This is a genomic window from Campylobacter majalis (genome assembly GCF_905120465.1).
Lineage (GTDB): Bacteria > Campylobacterota > Campylobacteria > Campylobacterales > Campylobacteraceae > Campylobacter_A > Campylobacter_A majalis.
Window position 1 is genome coordinate 1 of record NZ_CAJHOF010000024.1, and the last position, 15739, is coordinate 15739.

13 protein-coding genes are annotated in these 15739 nt (G+C 32.6%); 8 read left to right on the forward strand and 5 right to left on the reverse strand.

Annotated features, from left to right (window positions below; all coding sequences use genetic code 11):
- The first annotated feature begins 165 nt into the window (after positions 1-165).
- The 6 genes from LQU93_RS09130 (at position 166) to LQU93_RS09155 (ending at position 4133) form a co-directional block, all read left to right on the forward strand.
- Positions 166-999 carry a flagellar hook-basal body protein gene (locus LQU93_RS09130; RefSeq protein WP_229933581.1) on the forward strand — a complete coding sequence of 278 codons (834 nt, stop codon included), beginning with the start codon at positions 166-168 and terminating at the stop codon, positions 997-999.
- Positions 1000-1217: 218 nt separating this feature from the next.
- Entirely contained in the window at positions 1218-2006 is a 789-nt protein-coding gene (gene flgG, locus LQU93_RS09135) for a flagellar basal-body rod protein FlgG (protein ID WP_229933582.1), read from the forward strand.
- 5 nt (positions 2007-2011) lie between these two features.
- Positions 2012-2149, forward strand: coding sequence for a hypothetical protein (locus LQU93_RS09140; RefSeq protein WP_229933583.1), 138 nt, complete (start codon positions 2012-2014; stop codon positions 2147-2149).
- A gap of 46 nt (positions 2150-2195) precedes the next feature.
- On the forward strand, positions 2196-2858 hold the full coding sequence (locus LQU93_RS09145) for an AzlC family ABC transporter permease (protein WP_229933584.1): 663 nt from the start codon (positions 2196-2198) through the stop codon (positions 2856-2858).
- Positions 2855-3193, forward strand: a complete 339-nt coding sequence (locus LQU93_RS09150; RefSeq protein WP_229933585.1) for a branched-chain amino acid transporter permease — start codon at positions 2855-2857, stop codon at positions 3191-3193. Before LQU93_RS09145 ends, LQU93_RS09150 begins: the two co-directional genes overlap by 4 nt.
- 10 nt (positions 3194-3203) lie before the next feature.
- Positions 3204-4133: an asparaginase gene (locus LQU93_RS09155; protein ID WP_229933586.1), complete on the forward strand. Its 930-nt coding sequence runs from the start codon at positions 3204-3206 to the stop codon at positions 4131-4133.
- A 7-nt stretch (positions 4134-4140) separates the two neighbouring features.
- Here LQU93_RS09155 and LQU93_RS09160 read toward each other — a convergent pair whose 3' ends face one another.
- Complete coding sequence (locus LQU93_RS09160; RefSeq protein WP_229933587.1) at positions 4141-6180, reverse strand: ATP-dependent helicase; 2040 nt, start codon at positions 6178-6180, stop codon at positions 4141-4143.
- An 85-nt stretch (positions 6181-6265) separates the two neighbouring features.
- Between LQU93_RS09160 and pbpC the strand changes: the two genes are divergently transcribed.
- Both pbpC and LQU93_RS09170 read left to right on the forward strand, forming a co-directional pair.
- Positions 6266-8440, forward strand: coding sequence for a penicillin-binding protein 1C (gene pbpC / locus LQU93_RS09165; protein ID WP_229933588.1), 2175 nt, complete (start codon positions 6266-6268; stop codon positions 8438-8440).
- A complete protein-coding gene (locus LQU93_RS09170; protein ID WP_229933589.1) occupies positions 8437-13512 on the forward strand; it encodes an alpha-2-macroglobulin family protein in 5076 nt (1691 codons plus the stop codon). The genes pbpC and LQU93_RS09170 overlap by 4 nt, the downstream gene beginning before the upstream one ends.
- 290 nt (positions 13513-13802) lie before the next feature.
- Here LQU93_RS09170 and LQU93_RS09175 read toward each other — a convergent pair whose 3' ends face one another.
- From LQU93_RS09175 to LQU93_RS09190, 4 genes are all read right to left on the reverse strand, one after another.
- Positions 13803-14207, reverse strand: a complete 405-nt coding sequence (locus tag LQU93_RS09175) for a hypothetical protein (protein ID WP_229933590.1) — start codon at positions 14205-14207, stop codon at positions 13803-13805.
- A gap of 214 nt (positions 14208-14421) precedes the next feature.
- The gene (locus LQU93_RS09180) at positions 14422-14583 is read right to left on the reverse strand and encodes a hypothetical protein (RefSeq protein WP_229933591.1); all 162 of its coding nucleotides are present in this window, start codon (positions 14581-14583) and stop codon (positions 14422-14424) included.
- The gene (locus tag LQU93_RS09185) at positions 14564-15103 is read right to left on the reverse strand and encodes a hypothetical protein (protein WP_229933592.1); all 540 of its coding nucleotides are present in this window, start codon (positions 15101-15103) and stop codon (positions 14564-14566) included. Before LQU93_RS09185 ends, LQU93_RS09180 begins: the two co-directional genes overlap by 20 nt.
- Positions 15096-15739, reverse strand: a 644-nt coding sequence (locus LQU93_RS09190) for a hypothetical protein (protein ID WP_229933593.1), incomplete at its 5' end; no start/stop codon positions are given. The genes LQU93_RS09185 and LQU93_RS09190, both read right to left, overlap by 8 nt.

Here is a 15739-nt window from a genome sequence, read left to right on the forward strand (position 1 = left end):
TAAATTCTAAAAAATTTATAAAATATTTAAAATTTAAAACTAAAATTAATATAAAATGTAAAATTTTAATTATTTATAAACAAAAAATATATTTTTTAAATATAAAAATTTTGGAACACATTTTGCTTAAACTAAAAACAATCATTAAATTTAAGGTTTAATATAATGCAAAATGGATACTATCAAGCCACAGGAGCAATGATAACGCAGTTTAATAGATTAAATGTCATCACAAATAACCTAGCTAATATAAATACCATTGGCTACAAAAGAGATGATGTGGTTATTGGCGATTTTGAGAGAATTTTTAAACAAACGTATGATGAGTTGCCACTAAAAAATCATACAAAAGATGCAGCAAAATATCTAAATAGAGCAATCGATAGAGTGCCACGAGTGGTAGAGCAATATACCGATTTTAGCGAAGGTGGTTTAAAAACTAGCTCAAATGCCTTTGATTTTGTACTAAAACAAGATGACTTGTTTTTTTTACTAGATACACCAAGTGGCGTAAAACTAAGCAAAAACGGTGCATTTAGCCTAGATAGCGAAGGATATATCGTATCAAAAGAGGGCTATAGAGTGCTACCAAATAACTATCCCACTCAGCCAATTGCAGTGCGTGGCATACAAATCCCACAAGGTGTAAGCTTAAACGCTGACAAAAATGGAAATTTATACACACATGATATAAACAATCCAGAAGAGATCAATGAAATAGGCAGGTTTTATATAGCAAAACCAAGAGACGTTAGGGATTTAGAGCGTTTTGGAGATAATTTATACGAGCTTAAAAATTTAGACGACATTCAAGACATAGCCGAATCAAACGTCGTGCTTCAGGGCTTTGTGCAGATATCAAACGTAAATACCGTAACAGAAATGGTAGGATTAATCCAAACACAAAGAATGGTAGAAATGTATCAAAAGGTAATGACATCGCACATGGAAGAGCTAAATAACGATGCAATTACAAAATTAGCAGCAACAAGAGCATAAAATGATAAATTTCAATAAAACAGGGGCGTTATTTGTAATATTAAATTAAGAAAATTATTTTCACACTAGCAAGGGTTAAAACATCAACTAGGCGGTTTTAGTCTTTGCTAATAATTAAATCAGTTAGGCTAAAAAGAGCTAATTTGGCTTTAAGTTAAGCTAGTTAGACAAATTTTACAACAAAATGTAAAAGACAAAGAGATTAAAAAGGATAAATCATGATGAGATCACTTTATACCTCGGCCACAGGTATGATAGCACAACAAACACAAATCGATGTAACATCACACAACATCGCAAACGTAAATACTTTTGGATTTAAGAAAAATAGAGCGGAATTTGCTGATTTGATGTATCAGACAATGGAGTATGCGGGAACTGCTACAAGTCAAACTACAACTAGCCCAACAGGCATAGAAGTGGGTCTTGGTGTGCGTCCAACGGCAATTAATAAAATTTTCACTCAAGGATATTTTAGAGAAACTAGCAACAATCTTGACATGGTTATCGCTGGAGATGGCTTTTTCCAGATACAGCTTCCTGATGGCACGACAGCATACACTAGAAACGGTGCTTTTAAACTTGACGCAAACGGCACAGTTGTAAATTCAGACGGCTATCAGCTAATCCCACAAATAGTAGTTCCAGCAAATGCAACGCAAATCTCAATCGGCATTGACGGAACCGTATCTGTACTACAAGCTGGAGAGACAGAGATGAATCAAATAGGACAGATAGAACTAGCAAATTTCATCAATCCGTCCGGACTTCACTCAATGGGAGATAATAACTATCTAGCAACTGGAGCTAGTGGCGATGTGGTAGTTGGCGTGGCTGGACTTGATGGACTTGGCACGATTAGACAGGGATTTGTCGAGATGAGTAACGTCCAACTAGTCGAAGAAATGACTGATCTTATCACTGGGCAAAGAGCATACGAGGCAAACTCAAAGGGCATCACAACAAGTGATGCAATGCTAGAGATAGTAAATGGCTTAAAAAGGTAGTTAAAATGCTATATATGCTTGTTATAATTGCTTTTATTTTGTTTATTTGGGTTGTTGATATTTTGTATTTTTCGACTTCGCAAAAGACAAAGCGCGATAACGAAAAGCTAAAACGCTTAAAAGATAGCTTTTCTCCGCTATGAATTAAGCAAAATTTCACTATAATTTTGGTTTTTTATTAGGTAAAATATGAAATTTAGTGAAATTTTCTCTCTTACTATTGCGATATTTATGGGGTATTTCCCACTTGGCGTGGCTTATGGCATAGTCGCAAATACGCTTGAAGTTAGTGCGTTTATAGCCATTGCTTTATCCGCTTTAGCTTACGGCGGTGCAGCTCAGTTTATGATGTTATCATTTTTTAGCGTTGGCACAAACTTTGCTGAAGTTTTTATAGTATCGTATCTTATAAATCTACGCCATACATTTTATGGATTAACACTTTTAAAAGAGTATGAAGGCATAAAATACCGCCTTTATAATATCGCAACACTCACAGATGAGACCTTTGCGACATTTAAAACACTAAATATAAGCAACAAAAATGAGCGTGGGCGAGTTTTTGCGATGATAAATTTCTTATCATGGCTTTACTGGCTTATCGGAAGCATGGTTGGCTGTTTAGCGGCTGGTTTTATAAGCGTAGATATGAGCGGACTTGAGTTTAGCTTAACGGCACTATTTTTAGTTATCGTAATTGAGATGTTTAAAGTAGAAAAAAACTTAGCCGTGCTTAGCGTGGCGTGTTTGATTAGTATTTTAAGCGTGGCATTCTTGCCTGATAAAATTTTACTAGTTGGTTCAATGATGTTTTGCGTGGTATTTATACTGGCATTTAAGGATAGGCTATGATAGACATAAACTCATCTGAATTAGTGCTTTTTATGGCTGTTTTGCTATCTGCATTTGCTACATTTTTAACTAGGGCTTTTCCATTTTATCTGATAAAAACCTACAAACAAAACGCCTATCTAAAAGCTATACAAAAGCATATGGGTATAATGATAATGGTAATTTTAGTCTTTTATGCACTAAAAGATACAAAGCTTCACGTCTATCCATACGGAGCAAACGAGGCGATAGCTATATTAACGCTCATAATTATACATTTAAAATTTCGCAATGCCCTACTTAGCATAGTAACATCAACTGCATTTTATATGTTTTTAACTAGAACAATTATATAAACGGAGATTTATGAAAAAAATAGCAATCATACAAACAGGCGGAACAATAGCTAGTAAATCTAGCGATAAATACGACAAAAACTATAGCATTAGCGATGTTGCTTTGGTTGAAATTTTACCGTATGAAATTTCAACCAAAGCACAAATCTCAGGTGTGAAATTTTCACAAATCGACTCAAAAGATGCGGATGTAAATTTTTGGCTTAATCTAGCTGATTGTGTTTGCAAAACTATAAAAACAAATGACGCTATAGTAATCACGCATGGCACAGATACCATGTGTGAGACAGCATATTTTTTAAGCTTGGTTCTAGATACAAATAAGCCAATTATTATAACCGGAGCCATGAGAAATAGCTCATCAGCTAGTAGCGATGGCGAGTTAAATTTATACAACAGCGTTTGTCTGGCCATGCATGAAAAAAGTAGTGGCGTGATGATAGCTATAAACGATGAAATTCACTCTGCAAAAGATGTCATTAAAATCCACTCAACAAATATTAACGCATTTGTATCGCCAAACTTTGGCAAAATCGGCGTTATAAACTATGGAGAGGTAAATTTTTACACTCAAACAAAACAGCTTAAATCACGTCTAGTAAATACAAAAGAGTTTATAAAAACGCAAATTATTTATATTTATCCTGGCATGGATGATGAAATTTTTAACATAAAAAGCGATGTAAAAGGGCTAGTCGTGATAGGCTATGCAAATGCAACCCTTCCAGAAAATGTTAAAAATAAACTTGAAATTTTAGCCAAAAATGGCGTCATAATCGTCGTATCAGCAAACACAATAAGCGGATTAATCACTAAAGAGTATGAAAATTTTATCACATCAAACACGCTAAATCCACAAAAATCAAGGATACTTCTTTCACTTGCACTAAGTAAAACTTCAAACATAAATGAGATAAAAAAGTATTTTTTAACGCATTAAATAAATTTTAAACAACACTACCTGCTTTTGCCATACCAGCCTCTACTAAAAAGCAACTTGGCTGGTAATTTACTTTTTTTACTTTGTCAAACTTAGCATAACTTAAATAAAGTTCATCTTTGGCTCTAGTTACCGCGACATAAAACAGTCGTCTCTCTTCTTCTAAACTACCACCCATTGCCATGAGTTTTAAATTTGGAAAGCGATTTTGAGCTAAATCAACAACAAAAACCTGCGAAAACTCAAGCCCCTTACTAGCATGAACACTAAGCAAACTAACCCCCTCGCCCTCGCTCATCTCGCCACTTCCAAGTGCTATAAAGTTATAAAATTTCTCAATATCGCTGTAATTTCGTGATATATCAGCAAGTAGTTGTGCCTTACGCATGATGCGTTCATTTGCTTCATTTTTTAAGCTCATATCGACATTTCCATTTTTAAGCGTGGCTCGTTTGGTGGCTAAAATATCAACAATATAAGCAAAAATTTTGCTATTTTTGATCTCATTTATGGCTTGAGCTGGATATTTTATCAATCTTAAATTATTGATTAAATTATATATTTCATATAAAAATATCGCACCATTTTCACTTAGTTTTTCTTTTTTTAAAATAGGATGAGAGTGAAATTGCTCACTAAAATCAAGTGCTTTAAATTTTGAAATTTCACCAAAATCATCTATATCATCAAACAATCCAAGTTGGATATTTTGCTTTTTTGCCTTTTTTAAACTCACACTCATATCAGGCGAAATCAAACCATAAACAACGCTTCCATGCCCAAGCTTTAGCAAATCATCAAACAACTCTTTACTCATTGCACTTCCTACGCCTTTTGCGTATTCTAAAACGTGAATAAACGCCATAATGTCTTTTGGGTTTATAAAAATTCCAAGCAAATCAATTATAGCCTTTACCTCCCTACTCTCAAAAAAGCTAATTCCGCCTTTACGTTTTGAGGCTATATTACGCTCTTTTAAAGCTAGCTCTAAGCCATCAGCAGATGAGTTATTGCGAAAAATTATAGCTATATCTTCACGCTTATAAGGGCTTAGTGAGATGATATCGGCTATGCTTACGTATTGATCAAATAGCTCGTTATAAACCAAAAGAGATGGCGATTTAAACTTGCCTTCGCGACTAACAACTAGATTTTTAGGATACAAACGAGGATTGTTTTGAATGACCTTGTTTGCTAAGGCTAAAATAGATGAGCTAGAGCGATAATTGACATTTAAAGCATAGATTTTTGCATTTTCAAAACGCTGTTTAAATGAGCCAATTATCTCGATATTTGCACCATTAAATGCATAAATACTTTGATCAAAATCCCCCACACAAAACAGGCTTTTTGTATTAAATGCGTCAATTAATGAGCCTTGTAAAGTATTTGTATCTTGATACTCGTCAATTAAAATTTCATCAAATCTCACATCGGTGCCAGATTTTAAAATTTCACGCATTTTTATAAGCAAATCATTAAAATCAACATAGCCAAATTTCTCTTTTTCTATCTCAAATTCCTTCAAAACATCATCATAAATTTCAGCATATACAGCCTGATCGCCGTTATTTTTACAAAAATATGTATAAAAGTCTTCATCAAGCTGAGTGTTTTGATACAGTGAATACACATCATACAAATACGCTCCACCATAAGGCTTAACATCACTTAAATGATTAAATTTACGTCTTTCAACTAAACTTTTAAGTAGAGTTTTTAGCTCACTTGGCTGTTTTAAAACCACATTTTTACCAAGTTTTTTAAGCAAAGTGTAAGAGACAGCATGAAATGTGCCGGCGGTAATTTTTGAAGTAATTTTTTTATCAAAAAAGCGATTTAGCCTATCTATCATCTCAGTTGCTGCTTTATTTGTAAAGGTTAAGAGCATGATATTTTCAGGCTTTGTGCCTAAGTTTAGCAAATGTGCTATTCTGGCTACAATTGTGCTTGTTTTGCCGGTTCCAGCCGAAGCGATTACTAGATTGTATCCAAAAGCTGCCGTTGCGGCTGAGTATTGCTCGTTGTTTAATTTTGATAGTGGCAAACATGCTCCTTGCGTAACTTAACTATATTTTGATTTTAAAAATTTGTGATTATATCAAATTATTTTTATAGTATAATTAGGCTTTTTGGAGCGTGAAATTTCAATGAAATTTAGACTTTTATCGATGTTTATTTTGCTTTTGTTTGTTATGTTTTTAATACTTGATAAAATTTTCATGCTTAAAATAACAATGCACGAACCAAGTCCGGTAGTATATGCCAAAAACGGCGAAATTTTAACCATAAGATTAAACAAAAACTCGCAAATTTTTCTACCAACCACGCAAATACCACAAATTTTAAAACAAAGTGTAATCGCATATGAAGATAGATATTTTTACTATCATTTTGGTATAAATCCACTCTCAATAATGCGTGCAACTTTTCACAATCTCACACACAAAAATCGCATAGGTGCATCAACCATCACAATGCAAGTAGCTAGAATGCTAAATCAAAACAAAAGAACCTATATAAATAAAATCAAAGAAATTTTCATAGCAATTCAGCTTGAGTGGCATTATAGCAAAGATGAAATTTTAACCATGTATTTTAATCTAGCGCCTTATGGCGGAAATATCTATGGTGTAAAAAGTGCAGCAAAAATTTATTTTAACAAAGAGCTTGAGAGCTTAAGCTACTCGCAAATCGCACTTCTTAGCACGATACCCAAAAATCCAAATAAAAATCGCCTAGATAAAATTTCAGACATAAAAAATGTAAAAAACCGCTTGTTAAAAGAGCTTTATGAGCTAAAAATACTAGATAAAAATCAATACCTACGTGCAAAAGCAGAAAGTGTGCAAAATACTCGCTTACCCCTGCCAAATATCGCACCAAACTACTGCGATATCGCCATACAAAACAACCAAAGCAAAACTGCTTTGGATTTAGACATACAAAACACAATGCAAACTATACTAAATAAAACCATGCAAAACTTAAAAAGCAAAAACGCAAATAACGCCGCAGCTATCATAATTGACAATCAAAAAATGCAAGTCATAAGCTTCATGGGCTCACATGATCAAAACGCTAAAAATGGGCAAAATAACGCACTAAATATGAGACGAAATACAGGAAGCACATTAAAGCCATTTATTTACTCCTTGGCATTAGATCACGGACTAATCACGCCAAAATCCGAGCTTATAGATACTGAAATTTCCATATCAAACTACACTCCGCAAAATTTCTTAAATAGCTTTAACGGCATTGTAAATGCTACTGATGCCTTAGCATTAAGCCTTAATATACCATTTGTAAATTTAAACCAAAAACTAGAGAAAAACTCGCTTTATGAGATGCTATACTCGCTTGATTTAATTAGTGAAAATAAAGACTTTTATGGTGCAAGTATCGCTTTAGGAAGTGCTGAGTTAAGCCTTGTAAATCTAGCTCATTTATATACTATTTATGCAAACGATGGGATGTTAAAACCACTAAACATAGCTGGTAAAACACTAAATAATCAAAAAAACAGCATCCAATTAATCTCTAATGCAAGTGCGTATCTAAGTGCAAAAGCAATGAGCGAAGCAGCACGTTCGCACCTGCTTCAAGCATACAAATACGCCAAAAACTCGCCAAAAATAGCATTTAAAACTGGCACAAGCTATCTACATAAAGACCTGTGGGCAATAGGGGTAAATCAAAACTACACAATCGCTGTTTGGATAGGAAATTTTAACTCAGAATCAACAGATAAATTAACCGGATTAAACGACGCTTCAAAAGTAGTTTTTGAGATGTTTAAACTGCTTGATATGAGATCAAAACAGAGCTTTATAAAAAGACCAAATGGCATAATTACAATGCCAACGTGTCTAGATGCATTTGTCGCAAAAGAGTGCAAAAATGAGCAAATTGATGAGCATATCGTTGGCGTAATGCAAAAAAATCGATGCGAATTAATATCAGCGCAAGAGCTAAACTTCATGCTTAAAAATGCGATAATAACGCAAGATGAGTTAAAAAATAGCAAATGTAGCGAAATTTTAGCATCATCAAAACCACAAATAACACATATAAAGCAAGATCAAATCATACTTTCAGAGCACCCAATAAGCAAAATTATGATAAAATGTCACGCATTTATGGGCGATGATGTCTATATAAAAATAGATCAAGATGAGTATTTTACAGCCAAAAATGGCGATGATATTTTTATAGATTTAACCCATGGCAAACATAGCATAAAGTGCCTAGATGATGGTTCAAATCAAAGCGAAGTAAATATACAAATTAGGAGTTTAAGATGAGAGTTTTTTTAATTTTGGTGGTATTTTTTGCTAAAATTTTAGCATTTACTTTTAGTGGTGAAGTAGATACAGAAAACGAACAAGCACTAATTTTTTACACCAATAATACCCCAGCTGAAAAAATAAACTCAATCACCGACAAACAGCCATTTTCTTGCTATCCAAATATACAAGGAGCTGTTGAATACACAAACAACTCGCTAATTTTTTATACTCAAAATTTACATGCTGGATTTTTATACAAATGCAAATTAAACAACAGCGAAATATCCTTTAGCTCCAGAGATTTTGGCGTAAAAAGCATCACAAAAAACGATGATAATAGATATATTTTAAGCTTTTTTGACGAAGTAAGCATAGACGAGATAGACAAAAAACTAATCATTGAAAATACAAAATTTAAAACAAAAAAATTAACAAATACAGACTTTTTAATAACTCTATCAAACAACTTACAAAATCCAAAATTTTACCTACCAAAAGATTTTAAAAGTGAGTTTAATGCCACATTAAACGAAGAGTTTAGTTTAGTATATCAAAAAGATATCATAAATGAATATGAGTTTAATCAAAACATAAAAAAAGCAAAAACTTTACCAATTATAAAAGTCGAGCCAATAGGGCTTGAAAACGGGCTTCTTGGCATACGAATATACCTAAACGACTGGCTGTATGACAACAAAAATTTAAAAAAATATATTAAAATTTCAAACATAAACAGATTTGACATCTCACAAAGTGATTATGTGGGCTATATGCAAGATAGTCCGGGTGCATACGCCATAGATATATCAAGCACAGAGTTAAAACCACAAAGCAAATATAAAGTCGAAATTTTACAAGGTTTTGGCGATTACTACACTGCTACAAAGCAAAAATATGAGTTTGAAATAACAACAACTGATTATGAGCCGTTTGTATTGTTTGTCGATGAAAAGCCATATATTTCAAGTCTTGGCGAAATAGGCATAAAAAGCACGAATGTAAAAAAAATAAAAGCAAGTTTAGAGCAACTAAGCGATGAAAATTACAGATATTTTTTAAATTTAAACAATGGTAGCTTAAATCATCTAACAAACGAAGTAGCCACAAAAGAATTTGAACTAAACACAACTAAAAATAAGATAAGCGAGCACAAAATAAAGCTAAATTTTAAAAACGTCAAAGACGGAGTATATAAGCTAAACTTGCACTATGATAACGATAAGATAATAAGCAAAAATATCTATCTAAGTGACATAGCAATCAACGTAAAATTAGCACGAGATGAAATTTTTGTATTTGCAAATAGACTTAGTCAAAATGCAATGCTAAGTGGTGCAAATGTTAAAATTTACTCAAATAAAAATGAGCTTTTATCCACTGGTGCTACAAATGATGAGGGTGTATATACATACAAAAGCGATGAAATTTACAAACACGCAGCTTCTGTTGTAGTAAGCTTGGGTGATGAGCAAAATTTTATCATATTAAATCAAGATGACAAACTAAACGAAAATGCCTACTACAAAATAAAACAAGATAGCGATATAATCGATGCGTATGTGTATTTTGCTAGCTCTCTCATAAGACCAAATGAAGAGATAAAAGCTGCAATATACCTAAAAGATGCGAATTTCAAACCGATAAAAAGTACCCCTATAAAATTAATCATCACCGATCCGCGAGGCAAAAAAATAGATAAAATTTTAACCAAAACAGATGAGCTTGGCATAATAAGCATAGATAAAAAAATAAACTCCAACTTAACAGGAACGTTCGAGCTAAGCATAATTCATGCAAATAAAATCATAAAAAATAAAAGTTTTTATATAGAAAGCTTCGTGCCAACACGCGTAAAAAATGAAATTTTAGGACTTAAAGACGAGTATCAAAATGGCGAAATTTTAACTGCAAAGCTTGGCTCACACTATCTATTTGGCGGTATTGCCAGCGATATAAGTGGCGAAGCGATACTAAATATCAGCGATGCTGAATATACAAACGAAAACTATAAAAATTATAAATTTAGCAACGATTACGTAAAAAACATAAATGCATTTTCTCAAATAAAAAGCATAAATTTAGATAAAAATGGCACATCAAATGTATCATTTATGCTAAAAACACAAAATGGTGCAAAAAGCATACTAAACCTAACTCTAACCTACGAAGCAAATGATGATGGCAACATGGTAAGCACCGCCAAAACAGCAAAACTATATCCATATAAAAACATAGTAGGCATAAATGTAAGCAAAAATTTTATCGAACCAAATGAAAAAATCACAATTAACTCAGTGGTTTTAGATAGCAAAGACAAAAGCGAACAAAATGCCACAATCAAATACGAAATAAACCGCCTAACATGGCAATACAACATGGATGCAAACTACAAAGCAAGCTGGTTTAAGACGTTAGAAAAAATTGATGAGTTTATATCCACAAACAATAAATTTGACTACACCTTAGCAAATAGCGGAGAGTATAGCATCATAGCAACGCACATGCAAAGTGGTGCAAGTGCTAGCATTGATATAAGCGTGAGTGGATATGACTACGGCTACACAACTCCAACTCATAAACTTAGCAGTGCAAATATCAAACTAGATGCTAAAAGCTATAAAGAAGGCGACACCATAAATGCCGATATAACGTCAGTTATAAAAGATGGTCTTGGACTAATTACACTAGAAGCAAACGGCATAAAAGCATATAAATTAGTAGCCATTAAAAACCACTCAGCAAGTGTAAAATTTCCTATAAATTTTGACTTTAACGGCGCATACATATCTGCTAGTATTTACAAGATAGCAGACAACAAAAGCCATGTATTTAGAAGCTTTGCGAAAGTATATGCGGATGCCAAAATGGATAACAAAGAGATAAAAGTGCAGCTTAACTCACCAAAAACAGCAAAATCAAATCAAAACATAAACATAAATTTAAAAACTATACCAAATACCGATGTAGCACTGTTTATAGCAGATATTGGCGTTCTTAACATAATCTCTCAATCAAAGCCAGATCCGCTTAGTTTTTTTAACAAAAAACTAAATGACGGCGTGTTTGATTATGATATATACTCTCATTTAAGCGGATATAAAGCAAATGGCAAGACACTAAGCTTTGGCGGAGATATGCTAAGAATGGCAATGATGAGCAAACACGAAAGTCCGGTTGATACAAAAAATGTTCAAACATACGTAAAAATGATACGATTAAAGGCTGATGAAAATGGCGAGATAAATTATAACTTTAAAACGCCAAATGCTTTTAACTCAAGCATTCGCATAGATGCTATCGTAGCAAATGAAAGCGGTTTTGGCACGGCAAGTAGTGAAATAACCATAAAAGATGACATTATCATAAAACCTACGCAACTACTTTATATGCTTAAAGGTGATGAGATAAATGCAAACTTAAGGCTTATAAATACAACAAATGAAGACAAAAATGTAAGCATAAGTGTAAAGTCAAGTGAAAATTTAAACATCAAACTTAACAAAGAAACATTAACGCTAAAACCAAATGAAAACACAAATATAAACATGGTTTTAACCGCCAAAAATAACGCAAAAGCGACCTACAAAATCAGCCTAAACAACGACGAATACACAAACGAAAACAAACTAGACATCATAAACCCACATCCAATCAGCACTCACGCAAAAAGCCTAAGTGTAAAGGGAAGCAAAAGCATAAAACTACCAAACGGCTATGAAAATGTAAGCTTAAACGTATCATCAAGTCCGCTTTCGCTACTAAATGCGATAAATAAAGATCTCATCATATACCCTTACGGATGTGCAGAACAACGAAGCTCTAGGCTACTTGCCCTACTTTATGCAAACAATAAAAATAAATACGAGCAAGATGATAGACAAAATTTCATCGAACTAGGTATAAAAGATATAGAAAAAATGAAAAATGAAAAGGGCGAGATAGGATACTGGGGTGCGTTTAGCTATGTTGATGATTTTAGCTTCATATACGCTGTTGATGTGCTAAGCGACATCACTAAAGCTGGATTTAGTGCAGAGCTTAAAGATAGCATAAAGGCGATAAATAGTAGGCTACAAGCCGATATTTTTAATGAATTTAATGCCCTATATGCCGCATACGTGTTAAGTCGCCACAATGCACTTAAAATCTCTACCCTAAATGCGTTATTTGATAGCAAAATACACACAAAATCGCAGCTTAGAAGCTACTTGTTGGCAGCTACACTAAAAAATGCTGGACTAGAAGCAGAGGCTAAAAAAGTAGCGAATGATGCTAAAAAATTACAACTAAATATCGACAATAAAAACTTCAGCTCAATGCTTAGAGATAAAGCCTTTGTATTATATCTACACGCTATAAGCTTTGAAAAAAGCGACTTTTCAGATACATTAGCAAACGAACTTTTAAAACAAACAAACAGCACAAACTCAACACAAGAAAAAGCCTTTATACTTCGTGCGTTTAACTCGTATTTTAAAAATGAGCAAAAAATAAAAAATTTCAAGCTAATTTACAATGAACAAAGCCATACGTTAGATACAAACAAAACACACGTATTTACACCAAAAAATGGCGAGTTTGTTTTATTTAGCAATGCTGAGATGTTTGCAAGCTACATATCAAATGCCTACATCACACCAAAAATAAATCATAAAAATGACAGTGCAAAACCCCTAAACATATACCGCACATATATTGACAAGGACGGCAAAGATATAGACATAAATAACCTAAAAATAAACGAGTTAATATACTCAAAGCTTGAAATTTCAAGCAAAGACAACATAGAAGTAGGCGTGATAAATGAGATAATTAGCCCATGCTTTGAAGTAGTTAATGAAAATTTACAAGGCGATATGCGAACACAAAAAACAACAAATACGCTAAATACAACTCATCAAATCATCAAAGATGATAGAGTGCTTAGCTTTTTTAACATAGCAAACAATCAAACAGCCACACTATACACACCTATGCGTGTTGTGCTAAGCGGCAAGTGTCAAATGCCAGCCGTTAGCATTGAAAATATGTATAATCAGGCACAAAACGACTATGATTTGCAGATGAATGAAATAGTAATAAAATAATCAGATTTTAAAAGATCTGATTATTGTGCTATGCTAAGGATACAAGTTTGGCAAAATGCTACTAAGCTGAAATTTCCATTTTACTTGTTAATGTGACAGTTAAATTCTTATAATTTGTGATGATAGAATTTGTTTGTTTTTGCATATATTTAAATTTAGATTGGGCGACAAATTTGCAAAAAGAGCTTGAGAAATGATTAAATTTAATGAAATAAAAAGAGTAATTAGTTGGTTTATAAATTTCATTAAATTTAGTTCCTTTTATAAAAATTTGTATTTAAATTCTTTTATTAGTAAATCTGTCCTGTTTCTTTATCTACCCAGCGAATTGTAGGACAGTCGTAATACCAAAATTTGCTCCATTCATCATCTTTATCATCCAAGCCACCCCAAAGAAATTTTGGGTCGCTAGGTAACACACTTCTAATATACTCTATCATTCTATCAGAACTCACATCCCAAAATTTATCTCCTTGGATTTCCTTTTCTGGTTCGCCGTTTATTGGTGCGTGAACAAGGATTAATCCTTCATCTACTAAACGCTTAAAAAGATACAAAAAAGCTTCTATATCTTCCTCTATCGTATCAAATTCATATTCTTCATTGCTAAAAACAATCAAACAAGAACAACCAAAAGATCCATAGTAAATTTCATATAATTTTAAATCAACTATTTCATAAATTTTATTATTCAAATTTCAACTCCCTGTATATTGGTTTGCCATTTTTGGCTTTATATCATGGTACATCTATAGTCCATTGCGGCTTACTACCATCTTTTAAACTACTTGTAGAAAAATTTCTAAGATTAAAACTTTCTTTATTTTTTCATTTTGCTGTATATATAATACCTTTTTCTATTCCATTTTCATATACTTTTTCCGCTTTTGGCATCTTTTAAGATATCGCCTATATGAGCTCTATACTAACACTGGTTTTTTTATCTATGCTGTAGCTTTCATGCGTATTAGTAGCATTTAAGATGGTGGCAGTGTTTGAGTTGATGTTGGCGATTAGAACATATGATATTATGGTTATGATAAGTAAAATTTTAGATAGTATTTTTATCATGTTTTGGACTATGTGTTATATTTTTAGAGACATTATTTTTTCTTTTGTGCTTATTTATTTTTAGCATTATATCTTTTGCTTTTGTATTATTTTTTGTTTTGTTAACATTATTTGTTTTAGGCTTAGATTGCTTTTGTTTATGTTGTTTTTTATTTTGTAAATTATCGTTTGATTTTGGCAAAGTTTTAATCGAAATATATATTGTTTTTAAAAAAATATACGCAGTCAAAATAAGTGAAAAAATAGCAACATATAATAAAAAACCATTGCTTTTATATAAGAACAACCTGAATAAGATATAACATAATATAAAAAAGCATGTTAGGAAAAATATTATAAAAACAAAATTTCTAAATGTTCTAGCAAGTGAGTGTTTGATGAAAAAATATGCATCTAAAATTAGTATTTCTGTTAAAATTTTTAAACACATTAATCCTATAGTATCAAATATTATCCAGTGCAAAAATGGATAATCCCCCATCATTGCAATTTCAGCAACTCGTCCAAAAAAATTATTCATTTGCATTACCTTCATAAACGATATTATCTTTTATAATAACTTTTATTCCAATACTAGTTCCTTGAAAGATAAAATTATCCATCATATTTCTATTGTGTTTATTTATGCTTTGGTTGATTTTTTCTTGCCTAACTTTAGAAGTAGTTGTCTCCAGCTGCCTTTTTAATTCTTTCTTGGCATTGCTTGAATACATGATACTCTTAATAGAACGAGTCGCAGTCGGTATAGTGGTTGCAGTTGCTATGGAAGAATATAAAATACTATATGGATTTATACTAAAATCACTAAATTTAATACTATTTGCATTATCTAGAATTTGTTTGCTAGCATCTAGAACATTTTTAAATTCAACACCATCTATTGCTTTATCATAGGCTTGCCCCCCTATCTGCATACCAGCATCCACCCCACCTCCAATCAATCCAGCTTTTACACTAGCTTGTGCTGTTTGGCTTAGTATTAGACTTGAAAGCTCTTTTGTTGCGATATTTGCAGTAACTCCACCACCTACAGCTAAGAGTGTCGGGTTGTCAATAACTACTCCATTTTTTGGTTGTTCATTTACATCTGGAGCATTCAAGTATGATGATAGTCCAGCAATAGCCACAATAGGCGCCCAAATCAAATCATCACTCT